Annotated in this window: 15 protein-coding genes; all 15 read left to right on the top strand. The window is 55.8% G+C overall.

Going from position 1 to position 16,285, the window contains the following annotated elements; all coding sequences use genetic code 11:
* On the top strand, positions 1-391 hold a 391-nt coding region (locus K9L28_03400; protein ID MCF7935377.1), incomplete at its 5' end, for a hypothetical protein.
* 61 nt (positions 392-452) lie between these two features.
* Complete coding sequence (mazG, locus tag K9L28_03405) at positions 453-1,199, top strand: nucleoside triphosphate pyrophosphohydrolase (GenBank protein ID MCF7935378.1); 747 nt, start codon at positions 453-455, stop codon at positions 1,197-1,199.
* A 122-nt stretch (positions 1,200-1,321) separates the two neighbouring features.
* Entirely contained in the window at positions 1,322-1,555 is a 234-nt protein-coding gene (locus tag K9L28_03410; GenBank protein ID MCF7935379.1) for a NifU family protein, read from the top strand.
* Positions 1,556-1,654: 99 nt separating this feature from the next.
* Entirely contained in the window at positions 1,655-2,566 is a 912-nt protein-coding gene (locus K9L28_03415) for a PhoH family protein (GenBank protein MCF7935380.1), read from the top strand.
* 79 nt (positions 2,567-2,645) lie between these two features.
* Positions 2,646-4,613, top strand: a complete 1,968-nt coding sequence (locus K9L28_03420) for an HDIG domain-containing protein (protein MCF7935381.1) — start codon at positions 2,646-2,648, stop codon at positions 4,611-4,613.
* Positions 4,613-5,143: an rRNA maturation RNase YbeY gene (gene ybeY / locus K9L28_03425; protein ID MCF7935382.1), complete on the top strand. Its 531-nt coding sequence runs from the start codon at positions 4,613-4,615 to the stop codon at positions 5,141-5,143. The genes K9L28_03420 and ybeY overlap by 1 nt, the downstream gene beginning before the upstream one ends.
* Positions 5,144-5,150: 7 nt before the next feature.
* Positions 5,151-6,440: a hemolysin family protein gene (locus K9L28_03430; GenBank protein MCF7935383.1), complete on the top strand. Its 1,290-nt coding sequence runs from the start codon at positions 5,151-5,153 to the stop codon at positions 6,438-6,440.
* Between the two features lie 15 nt (positions 6,441-6,455).
* On the top strand, positions 6,456-6,878 hold the full coding sequence (locus tag K9L28_03435; GenBank protein ID MCF7935384.1) for a cytidine deaminase: 423 nt from the start codon (positions 6,456-6,458) through the stop codon (positions 6,876-6,878).
* Positions 6,875-7,780: a GTPase Era gene (era, locus tag K9L28_03440; protein MCF7935385.1), complete on the top strand. Its 906-nt coding sequence runs from the start codon at positions 6,875-6,877 to the stop codon at positions 7,778-7,780. The genes K9L28_03435 and era overlap by 4 nt, the downstream gene beginning before the upstream one ends.
* Positions 7,781-7,792: 12 nt before the next feature.
* Positions 7,793-8,509, top strand: coding sequence for a DNA repair protein RecO (recO, locus tag K9L28_03445; GenBank protein ID MCF7935386.1), 717 nt, complete (start codon positions 7,793-7,795; stop codon positions 8,507-8,509).
* A gap of 80 nt (positions 8,510-8,589) precedes the next feature.
* Positions 8,590-9,468, top strand: a complete 879-nt coding sequence (gene glyQ, locus K9L28_03450) for a glycine--tRNA ligase subunit alpha (protein MCF7935387.1) — start codon at positions 8,590-8,592, stop codon at positions 9,466-9,468.
* Positions 9,469-9,485: 17 nt separating this feature from the next.
* Entirely contained in the window at positions 9,486-11,555 is a 2,070-nt protein-coding gene (glyS, locus tag K9L28_03455; protein ID MCF7935388.1) for a glycine--tRNA ligase subunit beta, read from the top strand.
* Positions 11,556-11,669: 114 nt separating this feature from the next.
* A complete protein-coding gene (locus K9L28_03460; GenBank protein ID MCF7935389.1) occupies positions 11,670-12,494 on the top strand; it encodes a kinase/pyrophosphorylase in 825 nt (274 codons plus the stop codon).
* A 12-nt stretch (positions 12,495-12,506) separates the two neighbouring features.
* Entirely contained in the window at positions 12,507-15,164 is a 2,658-nt protein-coding gene (gene ppdK / locus K9L28_03465; GenBank protein ID MCF7935390.1) for a pyruvate, phosphate dikinase, read from the top strand.
* Positions 15,165-15,253: 89 nt separating this feature from the next.
* Positions 15,254-16,282 carry a deoxyguanosinetriphosphate triphosphohydrolase gene (locus K9L28_03470; GenBank protein MCF7935391.1) on the top strand — a complete coding sequence of 343 codons (1,029 nt, stop codon included), beginning with the start codon at positions 15,254-15,256 and terminating at the stop codon, positions 16,280-16,282.
* Positions 16,283-16,285: the final 3 nt, after the last annotated feature.

Below are 16,285 nucleotides of genomic sequence, written 5' to 3' on the forward strand. Positions count from 1 at the left end.
GTATATCCCTCAGGAAAATGTGCGGATCGCGCTCTACAGAAGGCTCTTGCAATCTCGGGAAACAGCGGAGGTTGAACAGCTTGCCTCCGAGATGGCGGACAGATTCGGGGCCCTTCCACCGGATACCAAGACCCTGCTGGACGCAACCACAGCACGAATCCTTGCAACAGCTCTGGACATACAAAACATTTCCATATCCCCGGAGGCAGTACGGGTAAAGGGTCCGGCAGAGCTGTTGGTTGCGCTTGGTGCAGAAAAGCAGCGGTGGATACGGGAGAGCGGGGCGCAGTGGCTCCACGGGCCGGGAGGAACCGCTGGTCTGCAAGATTTGAACAGGATATTCAAGAGATACCTTACGGAGAAAGAAGATAAAGCCACCACGACCCATTGAGAGGAGGCGTCACACCTTGGGGGAACCGAAGGAACATCCCTTTGACCGATTGGCGGGAATCATGGAGCAGCTCCGTGCTCCCGACGGCTGTCCCTGGGATAGAGAGCAGAATCTCCGGTCATTGCGACCATACATCATTGAAGAGGCCTACGAGCTCATTCAGGCCATCAATAAAGAAGATGCAGAAGATATACGCGAAGAGTGCGGGGATCTCTTGCTTCAGGTTATCTTTATCAGCCAAATCGCCAAAGAGCACCAGTGGTTTGATATTTCGGGTGTCCTTGACGCCATCTCAGAGAAACTGGTGCGACGCCACCCGCACGTGTTTGGCAATGTGAACGTGGACACCAGCAGTGACGTCAGCAGGAATTGGGATGAGATCAAAGCTGAAGAGAAGAAAAAAACAACCCGGAAGAGCCGACTCAGTGGCATTCCACAATCCCTTCCTGCCCTTATCCGCGCCCACCAGCTGCAGGAACGGGCGGCAAAAGTTGGATTCGACTGGCCAAAGGGTGATCAGGAAGCCGTTTTTGGCAAAATCGAAGAGGAGCTTCAAGAGGTGCAGGAAGCAATGCAGCATGAGAACCAACAACACATAGAAGAGGAACTCGGAGATCTTTTCTTTGCTCTTGTAAATCTTAGCAGACGACTTGACATGGATGCAGAACTCCTGCTGCAGGAGGCCAACGAAAAGTTTACCAAACGCTTTGAATATGTGGAACAGAGAGTGGAAGAAACAGCAGGGGGATGGGTACAGCATGAACTGGAAGAGCTTGAAGCCTATTGGAAAGAAAGCAAACAGAAATAGGCCCTTCCGGTGGTTTCCTGCCGTGGTATCGAACGTTGCATAAGCGGCTGTGAGGTTGTACGCTACACAGGTTCAACCACCACAGAGAGGCGAAGAGATTATTCTATTGGAGGATAACCTATATGATTAATAAGCAAGATATCGTGAATCTCATCGATGAAAAGGTCCGACCCGCCCTGCAGAGCCATGGCGGTGATATCGAGTTTAAGTCCTATGACGAGCAGAGTGGCGTTGTACAGGTAGAGCTGACGGGAGCCTGCGGCTCCTGCCCATTTGCCCGGGAAACGTTACGTGGACACGTAGAGGCCATCCTGATCTCGGAACTGCCTGATGTGAAGGCGGTTGTGCAGGGTTAGGCGAAGGTAGGCGTGACACACAGAGAAGACTCAAAGAAAGAACTGGAATACGTGGACGGATCCTACCAATGGGTAGAATCGATCCCCGCTGAACCACTCATGCGGATATTGGGGCAAAACGATTCGAATCTCCGGCTTATCGAAGAACGGTATCCCGTACAGATTGTAGCGAGAGGAGAAACGATCACCATACAGGGGCCTGACCGGCATGCTGTAGCCATTGTAGGACGCCTCATTCAAGAGGTGAAAACCGTTGCGCAGCGGGGCCACCGTATCACCGCCTCGGAGTTGCGCTATGGCATGGACACCCTCGCTCAGGGAGAGGCTTTAGACTTGGCTTCGCTGCATGAAGAAATCATCTGTTTCACCACAAGAGGGAAGCCTGTCCGACCCCAAACCGCCGGCCAGCAGCGTTACCTTCAGGCAATCCGTGCAAATCACGTCGTATTCTGTATTGGCCCCGCCGGAACAGGCAAGACATATCTCGCCGTGGCCATGGCGGTCGCGGCGCTCAAGGAAAAAATGATCAGCCGTATTATCCTGGTACGGCCTGCAGTGGAAGCGGGGGAAAGCCTTGGGTATCTCCCTGGAGATCTGAAAGAAAAGATAGAACCCTACTTGCGACCTCTGTATGATGCGTTCTATGACCTTCTCACTCCCGAGCGGTTCATGAGATATGTAGATAAAAATGTCATAGAAATCGCCCCGCTGGCATATATGAGAGGGCGTACGCTGAACGACAGTTTCATCATCCTGGATGAAGCTCAAAATACCACACCTGAGCAGATGAAAATGTTTTTAACACGGATGGGGTTCGGCTCCCAGGTCGTGGTAACAGGGGACATCACACAGGTTGATCTCCCTTCCGGAAAGGGCTCGGGACTGGAAATCGTGCATAAAATCCTCTACGGGCTGGAGGGAATCGCGTTCACGTCCCTTGATAAGGAAGATGTCGTGCGCCATGAAATTGTGCAGCGGATAGTTCAGGCCTATGAAAACTTCGAACGGTAGAACCCATTGGGCGTCTTCGCTCTCTATAGCACGGAAGTTTCTGTCCTCAACCAGCACCTTCTGCCTTGTGCTGGTTGTGATGGCGCTGTTACTCCTTATCGTGAACTGGCAACTTCGTGCGGGACAGAACGGATTCCAGATTGGGAGGGCTGCCCCCAAAACCTATCTGGCTCTCTCTTCAATGCGGTTTCCCGATCAACGGATCACGAATATCCTCAAAGACTATGTCTCAGACCGGGTGGCCGGCGTAGTGATCAGAAGCCCCTCACAGTTTACGGATTCCGTGGAAGCTCTCTCCCAGGGGAAATACCTCCGCCAGGGGGGAGAAAGGAAAGAGGAAGGGAAACTGCTTCCGGAAGCACTCCGGCTCCGTTTGGACCGGTTGCCGTCTGAGGATCGACTCACGCTCCTCAGAGCCGCTTCGTCAATCGGCTCCGGGGTGATCAGGCAGGGACTCTACAGCAATGAAGACAAACGCGACGTCTGGTCACGTATCCAAAAACGGGATCTCTCGCCGGCACAGCGCAATCTTGCGTACCAGCTTATCGATCACCTTGTAACGCAGGCTCAAAGAGAGGATAGGGAACTGACAGACGAAGTCAGGCAGGAGCTGCGCGGTTCTGTTCCACCAGTGGAACGCAGCGTGCACCCTGGCGACGTAATTGTGGAAAAAGGGGAAACGGTCACCCCCTTTATCGGCACAATCCTTGCACGGCAGGGATATCCCCCGAGCCATTTCCCTGTTGAGCATATGGTGCTCGCCATTGCGGTAGCGCTCCTGTGGGCCTCCTGGTTCATCTCCGGATGGAAAACACTTTTTCCGCAACAGCGCAGTCTGTTTCGGAGTTTTACCCTTGTACTCTTTTGCATCACATGGGGTGTGGAGATATCCTCTGCGAGATTCGGCTTCTACGGGCTCGGCATGATCCTGCTTGCCGGCTGGGGCTATCTCACTCTTCCTCACTCGCTGGCACATGTGGTGATCATCGGTGGCGGGCTGATCGCCGGAATAGTGGCCACGGACTTTTCCCTGGCGGCAACCGCCATTATCTATCTGGTGACGGCAGTGACAAGCGGAGCCGGTCTCGTTCTGTTTCGGAGTATACAGAGCCGCTCTCAGGTATGGAAGGAACTCTTTTTTCTCACTGTAGGCGCCGTCGCGATGGCCATTGCCGCTCTATGGACCCGGGGGGAAGAGCTGTCGTGGCTACGTCTCCTATTATATCCCTTTCTGGCCTTATTGCTGGACACGATGCTCATCGCACTTTTGCCACTCTGGGAAAAGATGTTCGACGTGCTTTCACCCTTACGTCTCATGGAACTGAGCCAGCCGGGCAGTGCACTCCTGAAACGGCTCCAGCTGGAGGCTCCGGGTACCTACCACCACACGCTCATGGTGGGGACATTGGCTGAAAATGCCGCCGACGAGGTGGGCCTGGACGGATTGCTTGTGCGTACTGGAGCCTACTATCATGATATCGGAAAGCTAAAACGCCCGGACTATTTTGTCGAAAACCAGCTGTTCACAACCAACCCGCATGATGAAATGGCACCGACCCTCTCTGCGCTGGTCATTATCGCTCACGTTCGCGATGGAGAAAAGCTGGCAAAGAACTATAAGCTTCCGGCAAAATTGTGCGATTTCATTACGGAGCATCACGGGACAACCATGCTCTCCTACTTTTACAAAAAGGCGAAGCTGGAGAACGTCTCCATCCAGCCGGAACAGTTTACCTACCCCGGCCCGCGGCCACGCTCCAGGGAAACAGCCATTGTCATGCTGGCCGACTCGGTAGAGGCAGCGGTGCGTGGAGCTGGAAGCTCCATCGCCCAAGTAGGAGAGCTTGAGGAGTTGGTGAATGACGTCGTTCAAGCCAAGATCTCCGAAGGACAGCTTGACTATGTCCAGTTTACCCTTGCCGACCTCGCCGCCATAAAATTCAGCTTCACCAATACGCTCCGATCTATGTATCATTCCAGGAAGATTCAGAATTTCCCGCAGGAACGCAAAGAGGAAACCGCATCGGTAGAGCAGGGAGTTGTATAATGAATATCGAGTTGGATTGTATAGAGCACCTGGATAAAGCCGAACTAGGCCTGGAGGATGCCGGGGTGCACCTCGACAACATCGCGGCACTCTACGATACCATTGTACGTAAAGAGCACCCCCAGCTTCTTCAGATACCCACAGTGGAGGTCGCGCTTGTTATCCTCCCGCCGGCGGAAGTACAGGATATCAACGAGCAGTACCGGGGATTTGATGAACCGACGGATGTATTGTCCTTCCCCCTTTGGGAAAATAACGGGAGCTTTTCTCCGCCCCTGGATTGGGCCGAGGTACCGCTTGGGGATATCGTTCTGTGCCCCGCCGTTATCCGGGAGAATGCGGCCTTTCATCAGGTTCAGCTTGTACAGGAGAGTCTGCTTGTGCTGATACACGGTTTTTTGCATTTGTTGGGTTGGGATCACGATACTTCAGAACGTGAGGCTGCTATGTGGAAGGTGCAGCAGAGATACCTGGACGAGGCAGGCAAGCAATTAGGCCTCACGTTCCCTCACAGTGATAGGGAGGTCTGATGGCTCTGTGGGAGATGACATAACCGGCAATCTGGCATCGCTTGTTGTTCTGCTCGTTCTTTCAGCACTGTTCAGTAGCACCGAAACGGCCATCACTGCAACAAGTCGCGCAAAGCTGACATCGCTTCAGGAGCGACATCCAATACTCAAAAGATTTTACAGCTGGTTGATGAACGACACCCAGGGTGCGTTGACGGCTACCCTTGTGGCAAATAACCTGATCAACATCGCTGCAAGTGCTCTCGCAACGACCATCTCGGTAAGGCTCTTTGGAAATCAGGGTGTACTCTACGCTATTATCGGCATGACGACACTGATTGTCATCTTTGGAGAAATCTTTCCCAAAAGTGTCGCCATCATCCGTTCTGAGCACATTCTCTTTTTTACGTTGCCTGTACTGCGATTGACCTATCTCGTGTTCTTGCCGATTTTGTGGGGCCTCACGAAGATTGTGAGATTCCTGGGTATTCTAACCCGCATCGACCTCTCCCCACAGCATACGTTTGTAACCCGGGAAGAGGTGGAACAACTCGTGCGCATGGGGGAGGCCTCGGGTGCCCTGGAGACGGAAGAGCGGAGGATGATCCACGGCATCATCTCGTTTGAAGAAACCAGGGCCTGCGAAATCATGGTGCCGAGAATGGACATGGTGGCCATATCTTCCGAACGCACCATCCATGAGGCGGTGGCGGTGTTTCAGGAATACGGGCATTCCCGTATTCCTGTTTTTGAAGAAGGTTTGGACAAGATCTCGGGCATCCTCTACGTGAAAGATATCATCGGTGCGCTTTCGGGAGGAAGAATGGACGCACATATCTCCGAAATCCAGCGTGTGGCCCTCTTCGTTCCCGAGGTTGTCCGGACCAGCGAGCTCTTTGAGCTCATGAAACGCGAACGGACCCATATGGCGATCGTGGTGGATGAGTACGGGGGAACAGCCGGCCTTATTACCCTGGAGGATCTGCTTGAGGAAATCGTGGGCGAGATCCAGGATGAGTACGATCAGGAAGCCCCCGCCATACAGAAGGAATCGGAGTCCAGCTATCTGGCCGAGGGATATGTAAATCTCGAGGAGCTTTCGGAGCGCCTGGGCTACTCCTTTCAATCGGAGGATGTGGACAGCCTGGGCGGCCTGATTCTCTCCCTCACCGGACGATTCCCCGAAAAGGGGAATATTGTCTACTACGGGCCCTGGGTGATCGAGGTTCTCGAGGTGGAAGACCACCGGATCAAACTGCTCCGTCTGCAGTACGACGAAGATCGGTTTCAGTCTGGCGAAAATGCAGAGAAGGAATAAAGAGGAGGAGTGGTTGTGCAGAACAATGTCGACTGGCCTTCTGTTTGGGCTGTATCGCCTGAACAGTTACTGGAAACAGCCCGCAGCCTTGTACAGCGGGCCTATGCGCCCTACTCCCGCTTCCCCGTTGGCGCAGCACTCCTGACCGAAAAAATGGAGGTGTTCGGCGGCTGTAATATCGAGAATGGGAGTTACGGTCTCACGATCTGCGCCGAACGCGTAGCGATAGGAAACTGGAGATGCAGATCCGATGCACCCATCCTGGCGATAGCCATAGTAGCCGCGGATATCGGTCCCTGTTACCCCTGCGGGGCATGTCGCCAGGTTCTGCAGGAGTTTGCGCCTGATGTAAAGGTCCTGCTCGAAGATTGGGAGAACGGAAAGAAACCGCTGCTTCTTCCCATGCAGGATCTGTACCCCTATCCATTTCGTCCATGAGTATCCCATTCCGTTGCGGATTCATTTCCCTGATCGGTCGCCCAAACGCCGGGAAATCCTCGTTGATCAACCGTCTGGCAGGTGAGAAATCCTGCATCGTTTCTCATGTTCCCCAGACAACAAGGAAAAATGCGCGTACTATCATCACGACCGGGGAAGCCCAGCTCATCTTTATCGACACCCCTGGTATCCACACACCGCATCACGTCCTTGGGGAACACATGGTAGAGCAGGTCCACACTGCCACCGAGGGCATTGACTGTATAGGTCTCATCCTCGACGCTACACGTTCGCGAAGCGGAGAGGAAGAACGGCTACTCCGGGAGACACTGCGTTCGGTCAGGGTTCCCGTACTGCTCATACTCAATAAAATCGACATCTGTACAGAAAGCGACCTCCTGGAAAAGGTACGCAAAGCATGGTCGGAACTGAACCCCCGGGAGGTCGTCGCCGTATCGGCACTGCGTGGCGATGGTTGCGACGAACTCCTGAGTCAATGCATCGCCTATCTTCCCGAATCGCCTCCGCTCTATCCTGAAGAGCAGTTATCCGACCAGAGCGAACGTTTCCTCGCCGGGGAGCTGATCCGGGAACAGATATTCCTCGTAGCCAAAGAGGAGGTACCGCATGACACGGCAGTCAAAATCGAAGAATTCAAATCGCCTGAGGAATATCCGGAACGTCGGGTCCTGTACATACGCGCCACCATTCTGGTACGCCGAACCGGTCAAAAAGGCATACTTATCGGCAAAAACGGCGCTATGCTGAAAAACATAGGGAAGACCTCCAGAACCGCTTTGGAGCAACAATTCGGTCAGAAGGTTTACCTGGATCTCTGGGTACAAGTCCGCAAGGACTGGAAAACAAACCCCCGGAGACTCCAGGAACTCGGGTACCTGTAAAGTAGTGGAATCATGGAACCACAGGGGTTTCTCGCCGTTCAGGGTGTCGTGCTCAAACGGACCACCACACCTGAGGGGGATATGCGGATCTGCCTCGTTGTGCGCAAAAAAGGGAAAATCTACGTGCGCGCTCCCGGGGCCGCCAGGGGGAAGGTGCGTTTCGGAGGGGGGACGGAACCCCTGGTCTGGGCGGAATTCTATCTCTATCGGAGTCCGCGCGGGATAATCCTGCAGGATATGGCGGAAAAGGACGTGTTGTGGAGAGTCCGATCCGCCCCGGAACGTCTCCGAGTCGCATGCTCGTGGGCAGCCATGATGGACAGGTATCTCCCTGCAGGCATAGAAACCAACGAATTGCTGGGCCAGTTCTACTGGCATCTGACAATGCTTGGCTCAAGCGAAAATATCCCCAGTCTGGAATGGCGTTTTTTCTGGTATTGGATGAAGGCATGGGGCGTGGCACCCGACTTCACGCGTTGTGTCCGTTGTGGTCAAAGGGTCGAAAAGGGATACTGGACAACGGAGGGCTTTGTGTGTTCTCCCTGCAAAAAACGGTGTCCTGGGCATGCCAAAGCGATTTGGGTGGACCCCGCTACGCTCCAGGCACTCCGAGAGGCGACCACACTCAATCGTCAGGATTTCTTTTATTGGCACCACCAATGCAGGGCGCTCGCCGTAGAGTGGGGTTTGTGGTCGCGATTCGCCCGTACAATACTGGAAAGTCAATAAGACCTGCCCGGGGAAGCACACAGGCATCCGAAAAAAGCAACATTACATTATATTTATATATACCGATAAGGAGGCTGGGTATGAATCTCCAGGAGATTATCCTACGCTTGGAGCGCTTTTGGGCTGAAAAGGGATGTATCATCCAACAACCCTACGACATTGAGCTCGGAGCCGGAACGATGAACCCTGCGACAACGCTTCGGGTGCTCGGCCCGGAACCGTGGAAGGTCGCCTACGTGGAACCTTCAAGAAGGCCGACCGACGGAAGATACGGAGAAAACCCCAATCGACTCCAGCACTACTATCAGTATCAGGTCATCCTGCAACCCACCCCTGATGATATCCAGGAGATCTACCTGGAGAGCCTGACGGCCCTCGGGATCGACCCGCTCGAGCACGATATCCGGTTTGTCGAGGATGATTGGGAGTCACCGACGATCGGCGCCTGGGGACTGGGCTGGGAAGTGTGGCTTGATGGGATGGAGATCACCCAGTTCACCTACTTCCAGCAGGTTGGTGGCATCGACATGAATCCGGTGCCTGTTGAGTTAACCTACGGGATCGAACGCATCGCTATGTACGTCCAGAAGGTGGACAGCATCTTCGATCTGAAATGGGTTGATGACATCACCTACGGAGACGTTCATTTCATGGGTGAAGTGGAGCATTCGACCTACAATTTCGATCAATCCGATGTAGAGATGCTCTTTCTCCTCTTTTCCAAGTACGAACAGGAAGCCAGACGTCTGGCTGAACTGGGGCTGGTCCTCCCTGCGTACGACTACGTGTTAAAGTGTTCCCACACGTTCAATCTGCTGGACGCACGGAGTGCGATCAGCGTAACGGAACGCACCGGGTATATCGCCCGCGTACGGGCAATCGCCGCCCGTTGCTGTGAAGCCTATGTCAACCAGAGAGCGGAGCTGGAACACCCGCTTGCCGAAAAGTTCATTGGATAGATGGTAGGGTGATCGCTATGGAAAAGACAAACGTCTTGCTGGAAATCGGAACCGAGGAGATTCCCGCCGGATACATGGAATGGGTGCTCGAAGCACTCAAGGAAGTGGCCCAGGAGGAGCTCAGTTCGTCGCGCCTCCCTCACGGGGAGATCTCCACCGCGGGCACGCCGCGCCGTATCACCCTCATGGTGAAAGGTGTCGCTCTCCGTCAGGAGGATGCCGTGGAGGAGTTCAAGGGGCCCAGGTGGAGCCAGGCTTTCGACACGCACGGGATGCCCACCAAGGCGGCAAAGGGCTTTGCGCGCAGCAAGGGCGTCAGCGTTGAAGATCTTGTCATGCAAACAGTGGGGAACGACGAGTTCGCCTTCGCTCACGCTCGGCACTCCGGGGCCGAGGCCCGGGAGGTGCTTCCCGGTATCCTGCAATCAATGATCAGGCGTCTCGTCTTCCCCAAGAATATGTACTGGAATGATCCTTCCTTCAGATTCGCCCGTCCGATCCGATGGATTGTAGCCCTCCTGGGGGAAGAGGTGCTCCCGCTCGAAATCGCCGGTGTGACCGCCGGCAATGTCTCCCGGGGGCACCGTTTCCTGGGCAAAAAACGGGTCCCCATCCCCTCTCCCAGAGACTACCTCGACCGCATGTATGATAACTATGTCATCGTAGATCCGGCGAAGCGTCGAGAAAAGATGCTGAGCGGCATTGCCGCGATTGAAAAGGAACTCGGAGTACGGGCATCACTGGAGGAAGACCTGATTCAGGAGAACCTCTTTCTTGTGGAGTACCCGGTCCCCTTCTACGGCAACTTCGACGAGGCGTTCCTCGAAATGCCGCCGGAGGTGCTGAAGATAACCATGCAACACCACCAGCGCTACTTCCCGGTTGAAGACGATCAGGGGAATCTCCAGCACTACTTTATCGGCGTCAGCAACAACAGAGCCTCGAACATGAAGGTGGTCCGCGAAGGAAACGAACGTGTCCTGAAAGCCCGACTCTCCGATGCCGCCTTCTACTGGCAGGAAGACCTCAAAACCCCCCTGGAAGGGAAAACCGAGGCGCTGAAAAACGTAGTGTACCAGGAGAAGCTTGGTTCGGTCTGGGAAAAGACGGCACGGGTCCGCCGTCTGGCCGCTTCTGTGGGGCGCGCTCTCGACAGGGACGCGGCTTTCCTGTCCAAGCTGGATCGGGTTGCCCTGCTGTCCAAAGCCGATCAGGTCACCAGCATGATCTATGAACTCCCTGAACTGACGGGCATCATGGGTAGGGAGTACGCGCTGCAAAGTGGCGAACCCAGGGATATCGCCGCCGCTCTCTACGAGCAGTACCTTCCCGCCGCTGCAGGAGGAGAGCTGCCCAGAGGCGAACTGGGAGCACTGCTCGGTATCGCAGATCGTATGGACACGATCGTGGCATGCATGAGTGTCGGCCTGGAACCGACAGGTTCACAGGACCCCTATGCCTTGCGGCGGGCAGCCAGATGCATCAACGAGGTGCTCTGGGGGCTGAATATCGACCTGAATCTGGGGACGCTGATCGAGGAAGCCTGCACACTCGTGGGCGGTTCCGCAGAAACCCGGGAGAAGGTCCGTGCCTTTCTGCAACAGAGACTGCTTGTCCAGATCAAACAGAAGGACATCAGCCATGACTCCGCCACAGTAGCTCTCGCCGTGGCCCCCCTGCGACCTGTCCAAACCCTCGCCCTGGCCAAGACACTCGAATCGGTGCGGGACAAGGAGTGGTTCCAGGGCCTGGCTCTCTCGGCAGGCAGGGTTGGGAATATCTTGAGCAAGGCGGAACCCGTACCTCAGGAATACGATGCCGCTCTCTTTGATGAAGAGGCGGAACAGGCCCTCCACAGCTCTCTTGATGAGGTCGCCGACGAGGTCAACAAGGCTGTGGAGCAGAACAGGTGGCAGCTGCTCATGGAACAACTCGCCCAGCTGGAACCACACATCTCGCGTTTCTTCGACGAGGTCATGGTGATGGACCAGAACGCAACGAAACGTCAAAACCGCCTCGGACTCCTGTATCGGGTCAAACGTCTGTTCGATCAGATTGGCGACTTGGGGCGGATGAAAACGAAATAAGCGCAGCGAAGGCTCAGTCGTTGTTTTCTTACCGCCGTTGAACCGTTACAATAGGGAGGGATGTAGCTGAGGCTTCATCTCTCCTTTATTTTGCATACTCGAAAGGAGAAGAGTATGTCGCTAAAAATCTTTGTGGTTTCGGACTTTACCGGAGAGACAGCGGAACATGTCGCCAGAGCCGCCGCCAGTCAGTTCGGACGGGGCGCCACCACCATTTCACGGTACAAGTATGTCAACACCGTGGAACGAATGCAGCACGTGCTCGAGGAGGCCGTTGCCGAGCGACCTGTGATCATCTGCACGCTGGTGGATCAGCAGCTGCGCCAGGAATTCGTCACCAAGGCCCAGGAGCTGGAGCTGGACCTTGTAGACCTTTTGGGGCCGATCCTGGATATCCTCGAGTCGCGTCTCGAAAGCCCACCCCTGGAGACCCCGGGGCTTCTGCGGCGTATGGACGAAGAATACTTCAGGAGAGTCAAGGCGATAGAGTTTGCGATAAAATGTGATGATGGGCGTAGCCCCGAACTGCTCAGTCAGGCGGATGTCATCATCATCGGTGTATCCAGAGCGAGCAAAACGCCGCTTTCCATGTATCTCGCCCAAAAGGGATTTATGGTGGCGAACATCCCCCTTTTCCCGGAGATGACACCCTCGGAGGAGCTTTTCGAGGTAGATCCCAAACGCGTCATCGGTCTGACCATCAGATCGGAGAAACTGATGCAAATCCGCAGGGAACGACTCCGTGTCATGGGTCTTGAAGCAGACATATCGACCTATGCACAGTGGGAACGTATCGAAGAGGAGCTGCGGTACGCCAAGAACATATTCAGACGCATCGGCTGCCCTGTACTGAACGTGACCAACAGAGCGACCGAAGAGACGGCACAGGAGATCATCGATGTGATTCTGGAGCCTGCCGGAAGGCAGAGTCCTGCATAGGGGGGAAAAGACATGTGTGCACGTACCAAGTATATCTACCGGTTTGCAGAGGGCGACGCATCCATGAAATCGCTGCTGGGAGGAAAGGGGGCCAACCTGGCCCAGATGATGCAGCTGGGCCTGCCCGTTCCTCCTGGATTCATTATCAGCACGGAGGCGTGCAACCGCTTCCTGGAAAACCCCAACGCCCTGATGGAGGAGATCTGGCAAGGCGTACAGAGCCACCTTCGTGAGCTCGAAAAGGAGACGGGAAAACGTTTTGACGGCGAAGGAACGCCCCTTCTGGTCTCGGTGCGTTCCGGCGCCGCGATCTCCATGCCCGGTATGATGGACACGGTGCTCAACCTGGGGTTGAACGACCAAAGTGTGCAACGGCTTGCCGATGTCGCTTCCGACGAACGATTCGCCTACGACAGCTACCGCCGCTTTATCCAGATGTTCTCCGACGTGGTGCTGGGCATCGACGCGGAGGAGTTCGACTTTCTCATCACGCAGAAAAAGCGGGAACTGCAGCTTGACTTCGACTACCAGATGCCCGCCGGGGCCTGGAAAGAGTTGATCGAAAAGTTCAAGACCATCGTCAAGTCCAACACAGGCTCGCCATTCCCTATGGACCCCTGGGACCAACTCTACAAGGCGATCGAGGCGGTCTTCAACAGCTGGAACACCCAGCGCGCCTACACCTACCGCAACATCAACAAGATCCCCCACGATCTGGGTACGGCGGTCAACATCGTTTCCATGGTCTTCGGAAATCTTGGCAACGACTGCGGAACCGGTGTCTGCTTCACACGAAACCCCTCGACGGGGGAACCGAAGCTCTACGGCGAGTTCCTGATCAACGCACAGGGAGAAGATGTAGTGGCGGGGATACGCAACCCCGAGGATATCCAGCAGCTCAGCGATGAGATGCCGGAGGTGGCCCGGGAGCTGACGCAGACAGCACAACAGCTGGAGAGCTACTACAAGGATGTGCAGGATATCGAATTCACTGTGGAACGGGGCAAACTCTATCTGCTCCAGACCAGGAACGCCAAGCGTACCGCCCGGGCCGCCGTCCGGATCGCCGTGGACATGCTGGACGAAGGCGTGCTGCGGGGGGCCGAGGCCGTCCACCGCGTGACACCGACTCAGGTCGAACAGCTTCTGCACAAACAGGTCGATCCCGATGCGGACATCACCGTTCTCGCCAAAGGCCTTCCCGCGTCACCGGGCGCCGCCGTCGGCAAGGTGGTCTTCGATCCCGATGACGCGAAAAATCAGGGCGAAGCCGAGGAACAGATCATTCTGGTCCGCCCCGAGACAACACCCGACGATATCCACGGTCTGTTCGCCTCACAGGGGGTTTTGACCAGCCGGGGCGGCATGACAAGCCATGCCGCCGTGGTCGCCAGAGGCCTGGGAAAACCCTGCGTCTCGGGCTGCGATGCGCTGGAAATCGACCTGAAAAACGAACGGTTCACGGTTGGAGAAACGGTCGTCAAGAAGGGGGAAACCATCACCATCGATGGAACCGAAGGAACGGTGATGCTCGGCGAGGTGCCACTGGTCCAGCCCTCCTTCGACGAAGACTTCCGAAAGCTTCTGCGGGAGGCAGACAAGGTGGCCAGACTTCAGGTATGGGCGAATGCCGACACCCCCGATGACGCCGCCAAGGCAAGGGACTTCGGCGCCGTTGGAATAGGGCTCTGCAGAACGGAACACATGTTCATGGCCCAGGAACGCCTTCCGGTGGTGCAGCGGATGATCATGGCCGACAGGAAAGAGGATCGTATCACCCACCTCAATGAGCTGGAGGCAATGCAGACGGAAGACTTTACCGGCATCTTCCGGGCCATGGAGGGCTTCCCCGTAACGGTACGGTTGCTCGATCCCCCGCTGCACGAGTTCCTCCCCGACGAGGTGGAGCTCCGCGAAGAGTTGCATTCGCTGGAAAACGATTCTTCGGCGGATGCCGAGACAAAGAGGAATGAACTCCAGAAGAAACTCGACAATGTCCTCACGTTGCAGGAAGCCAACCCTATGCTCGGTTTCCGGGGCTGCCGGCTGGGCATCATCTACCCTGAGATCTACGAGATGCAGGTTCGTGCGGTCATGACAGCCGCCTGCACGCTGCATAAAGAGGGGCGGAAGGTGATTCCCGATATCATGCTTCCCTTGATCGGAACCCGGGAGGAGATGCGCCGCCTTCGGGAAGCCGTAGAGGAGACAGTGAAGACAGTTCTGCAGGAACAGAGGATCACCGACCTCACCTATCTGATCGGAACAATGATCGAGGTACCCCGGGCAGCGCTTGTGGCCTCGGAGCTTGCCGAGTTCGCCAGTTTCTTCAGCTTTGGGACCAACGATCTGACCCAGACAACCTTCGGGTACTCCCGTGACGATGCAGAGGGCAAATTCCTGGCCGAATACGTCAGACAGCACGTTCTCGACAATAATCCCTTCCACAGCCTCGACGTTTCGGGGGTCGGACGCCTTATGCAGATTGCCGTCGAAGAGGGGAGACAGACCCGCAAGGATATCCAGCTGGGTATCTGCGGCGAGCACGGAGGCGACCCCGACAGCATTACATTCTGCCACCAGCTGGGCCTCGACTATGTCAGCTGCTCCCCCTTCCGTGTACCTGTAGCCAGACTTGCAGCCGCCCAGGCCGCCGCCGAACCGGCATAGGAAAACAGAGCAACCCGGCAAGCCAATGAGCAAGGCAAACCGCGCAGGGCCCGTTGTACCCGGGCCCTGCCAATGAGGTGATATGCAGGATGAATCTGCGGACACGGTGGGAACAGCTCGAAGCGGAGATCCTCTCCCCCTGGGGGACAAAGAGCGCGGAGACCCGCGGGAGGGCACGCGAGGAACCGGAATGTACGGTGCGTACCGCCTTCCAGCGTGACCGGGACCGTATCATACATTGCAAATCCTTTCGGCGCCTCAAACATAAGACCCAGGTACTGCTGCTCCCCGAGGGCGACCACTACCGGACCAGATTAACCCATACACTGGAGGTCGCGCAGATCGCACGGACCATCTCAAGGGCACTTGGGTTGAACGAAGACCTTACCGAGGCCATCGCCCTGGGCCACGATCTGGGCCATACGCCCTTCGGACATATGGGGGAACGGACGCTCCGGGAGCTTGCGGAGGAATATGGGCTCCCCCCATTCCGCCATGCCGCACAGAGCCTTCGGGTAGTGGAACACCTGGAAAAGAAAGGACAGGGACTCAATCTCACCTGGGAAGTACGTAATGGAATCCTCTACCATTCCAAAGGTCAGATAAACGTGCGCCATGGCTTTACGCAGAACGTTCCGGCAACCCACGAAGGCTGGGTGGTCCGCATTGCTGATTCGGTGGCCTACCTCAATCACGATCTGGACGATGCGCTGCGGGGAGGAATTCTGCGTACAGCCCAGGTACCCTCCGGGATTATCAGAGATCTGGGAGACAGTCACGGCGACCGGATCGATACGATTGTTACCGACATCATTCAACAGAGCGGAGCGGAAGGCATAACTATGAGCGCCCCGATCATGGAGACCGTCGAACAGCTGCGGCATTTCCTCTACGAACAGGTCTATTCGGGGCAACGGGCCAACAGGGAACGCCCCAAGGTGCGGCACGTCCTGCGGACACTGTTTTTCCATCTCCTCCAGGGAGAGAGCAGGGAGACAGCTACGGCCATACAGGAGCTCATCGATTTTCTTTCAGGCATGACGGACCGTTACGCTCTCCACTACTTCCAGCAGATCGCCATGCCATCCCCCTGGCCGCTACAGCGGTTCCCGGACTGAGGG

The sequence above is a fragment of the Synergistales bacterium genome (genome assembly GCA_021736445.1).
Lineage (GTDB): Bacteria > Synergistota > Synergistia > Synergistales > Aminiphilaceae > JAIPGA01.

Coding starts and splice junctions, on each gene's coding strand:
- mazG (MCF7935378.1), top strand. CDS start 453: ATGGAGCAGCTCCGTGCTCCCGACGGCTGTCCCTGGGATAGAGAGCAG.
- K9L28_03410 (MCF7935379.1), top strand. CDS start 1,322: ATGATTAATAAGCAAGATATCGTGAATCTCATCGATGAAAAGGTCCGA.
- K9L28_03415 (MCF7935380.1), top strand. CDS start 1,655: ATGCGGATATTGGGGCAAAACGATTCGAATCTCCGGCTTATCGAAGAA.
- K9L28_03420 (MCF7935381.1), top strand. CDS start 2,646: ATGGCGCTGTTACTCCTTATCGTGAACTGGCAACTTCGTGCGGGACAG.
- ybeY (MCF7935382.1), top strand. CDS start 4,613: ATGAATATCGAGTTGGATTGTATAGAGCACCTGGATAAAGCCGAACTA.
- era (MCF7935385.1), top strand. CDS start 6,875: ATGAGTATCCCATTCCGTTGCGGATTCATTTCCCTGATCGGTCGCCCA.
- recO (MCF7935386.1), top strand. CDS start 7,793: ATGGAACCACAGGGGTTTCTCGCCGTTCAGGGTGTCGTGCTCAAACGG.
- glyQ (MCF7935387.1), top strand. CDS start 8,590: ATGAATCTCCAGGAGATTATCCTACGCTTGGAGCGCTTTTGGGCTGAA.
- glyS (MCF7935388.1), top strand. CDS start 9,486: ATGGAAAAGACAAACGTCTTGCTGGAAATCGGAACCGAGGAGATTCCC.
- K9L28_03460 (MCF7935389.1), top strand. CDS start 11,670: ATGTCGCTAAAAATCTTTGTGGTTTCGGACTTTACCGGAGAGACAGCG.
- ppdK (MCF7935390.1), top strand. CDS start 12,507: ATGTGTGCACGTACCAAGTATATCTACCGGTTTGCAGAGGGCGACGCA.
- K9L28_03470 (MCF7935391.1), top strand. CDS start 15,254: ATGAATCTGCGGACACGGTGGGAACAGCTCGAAGCGGAGATCCTCTCC.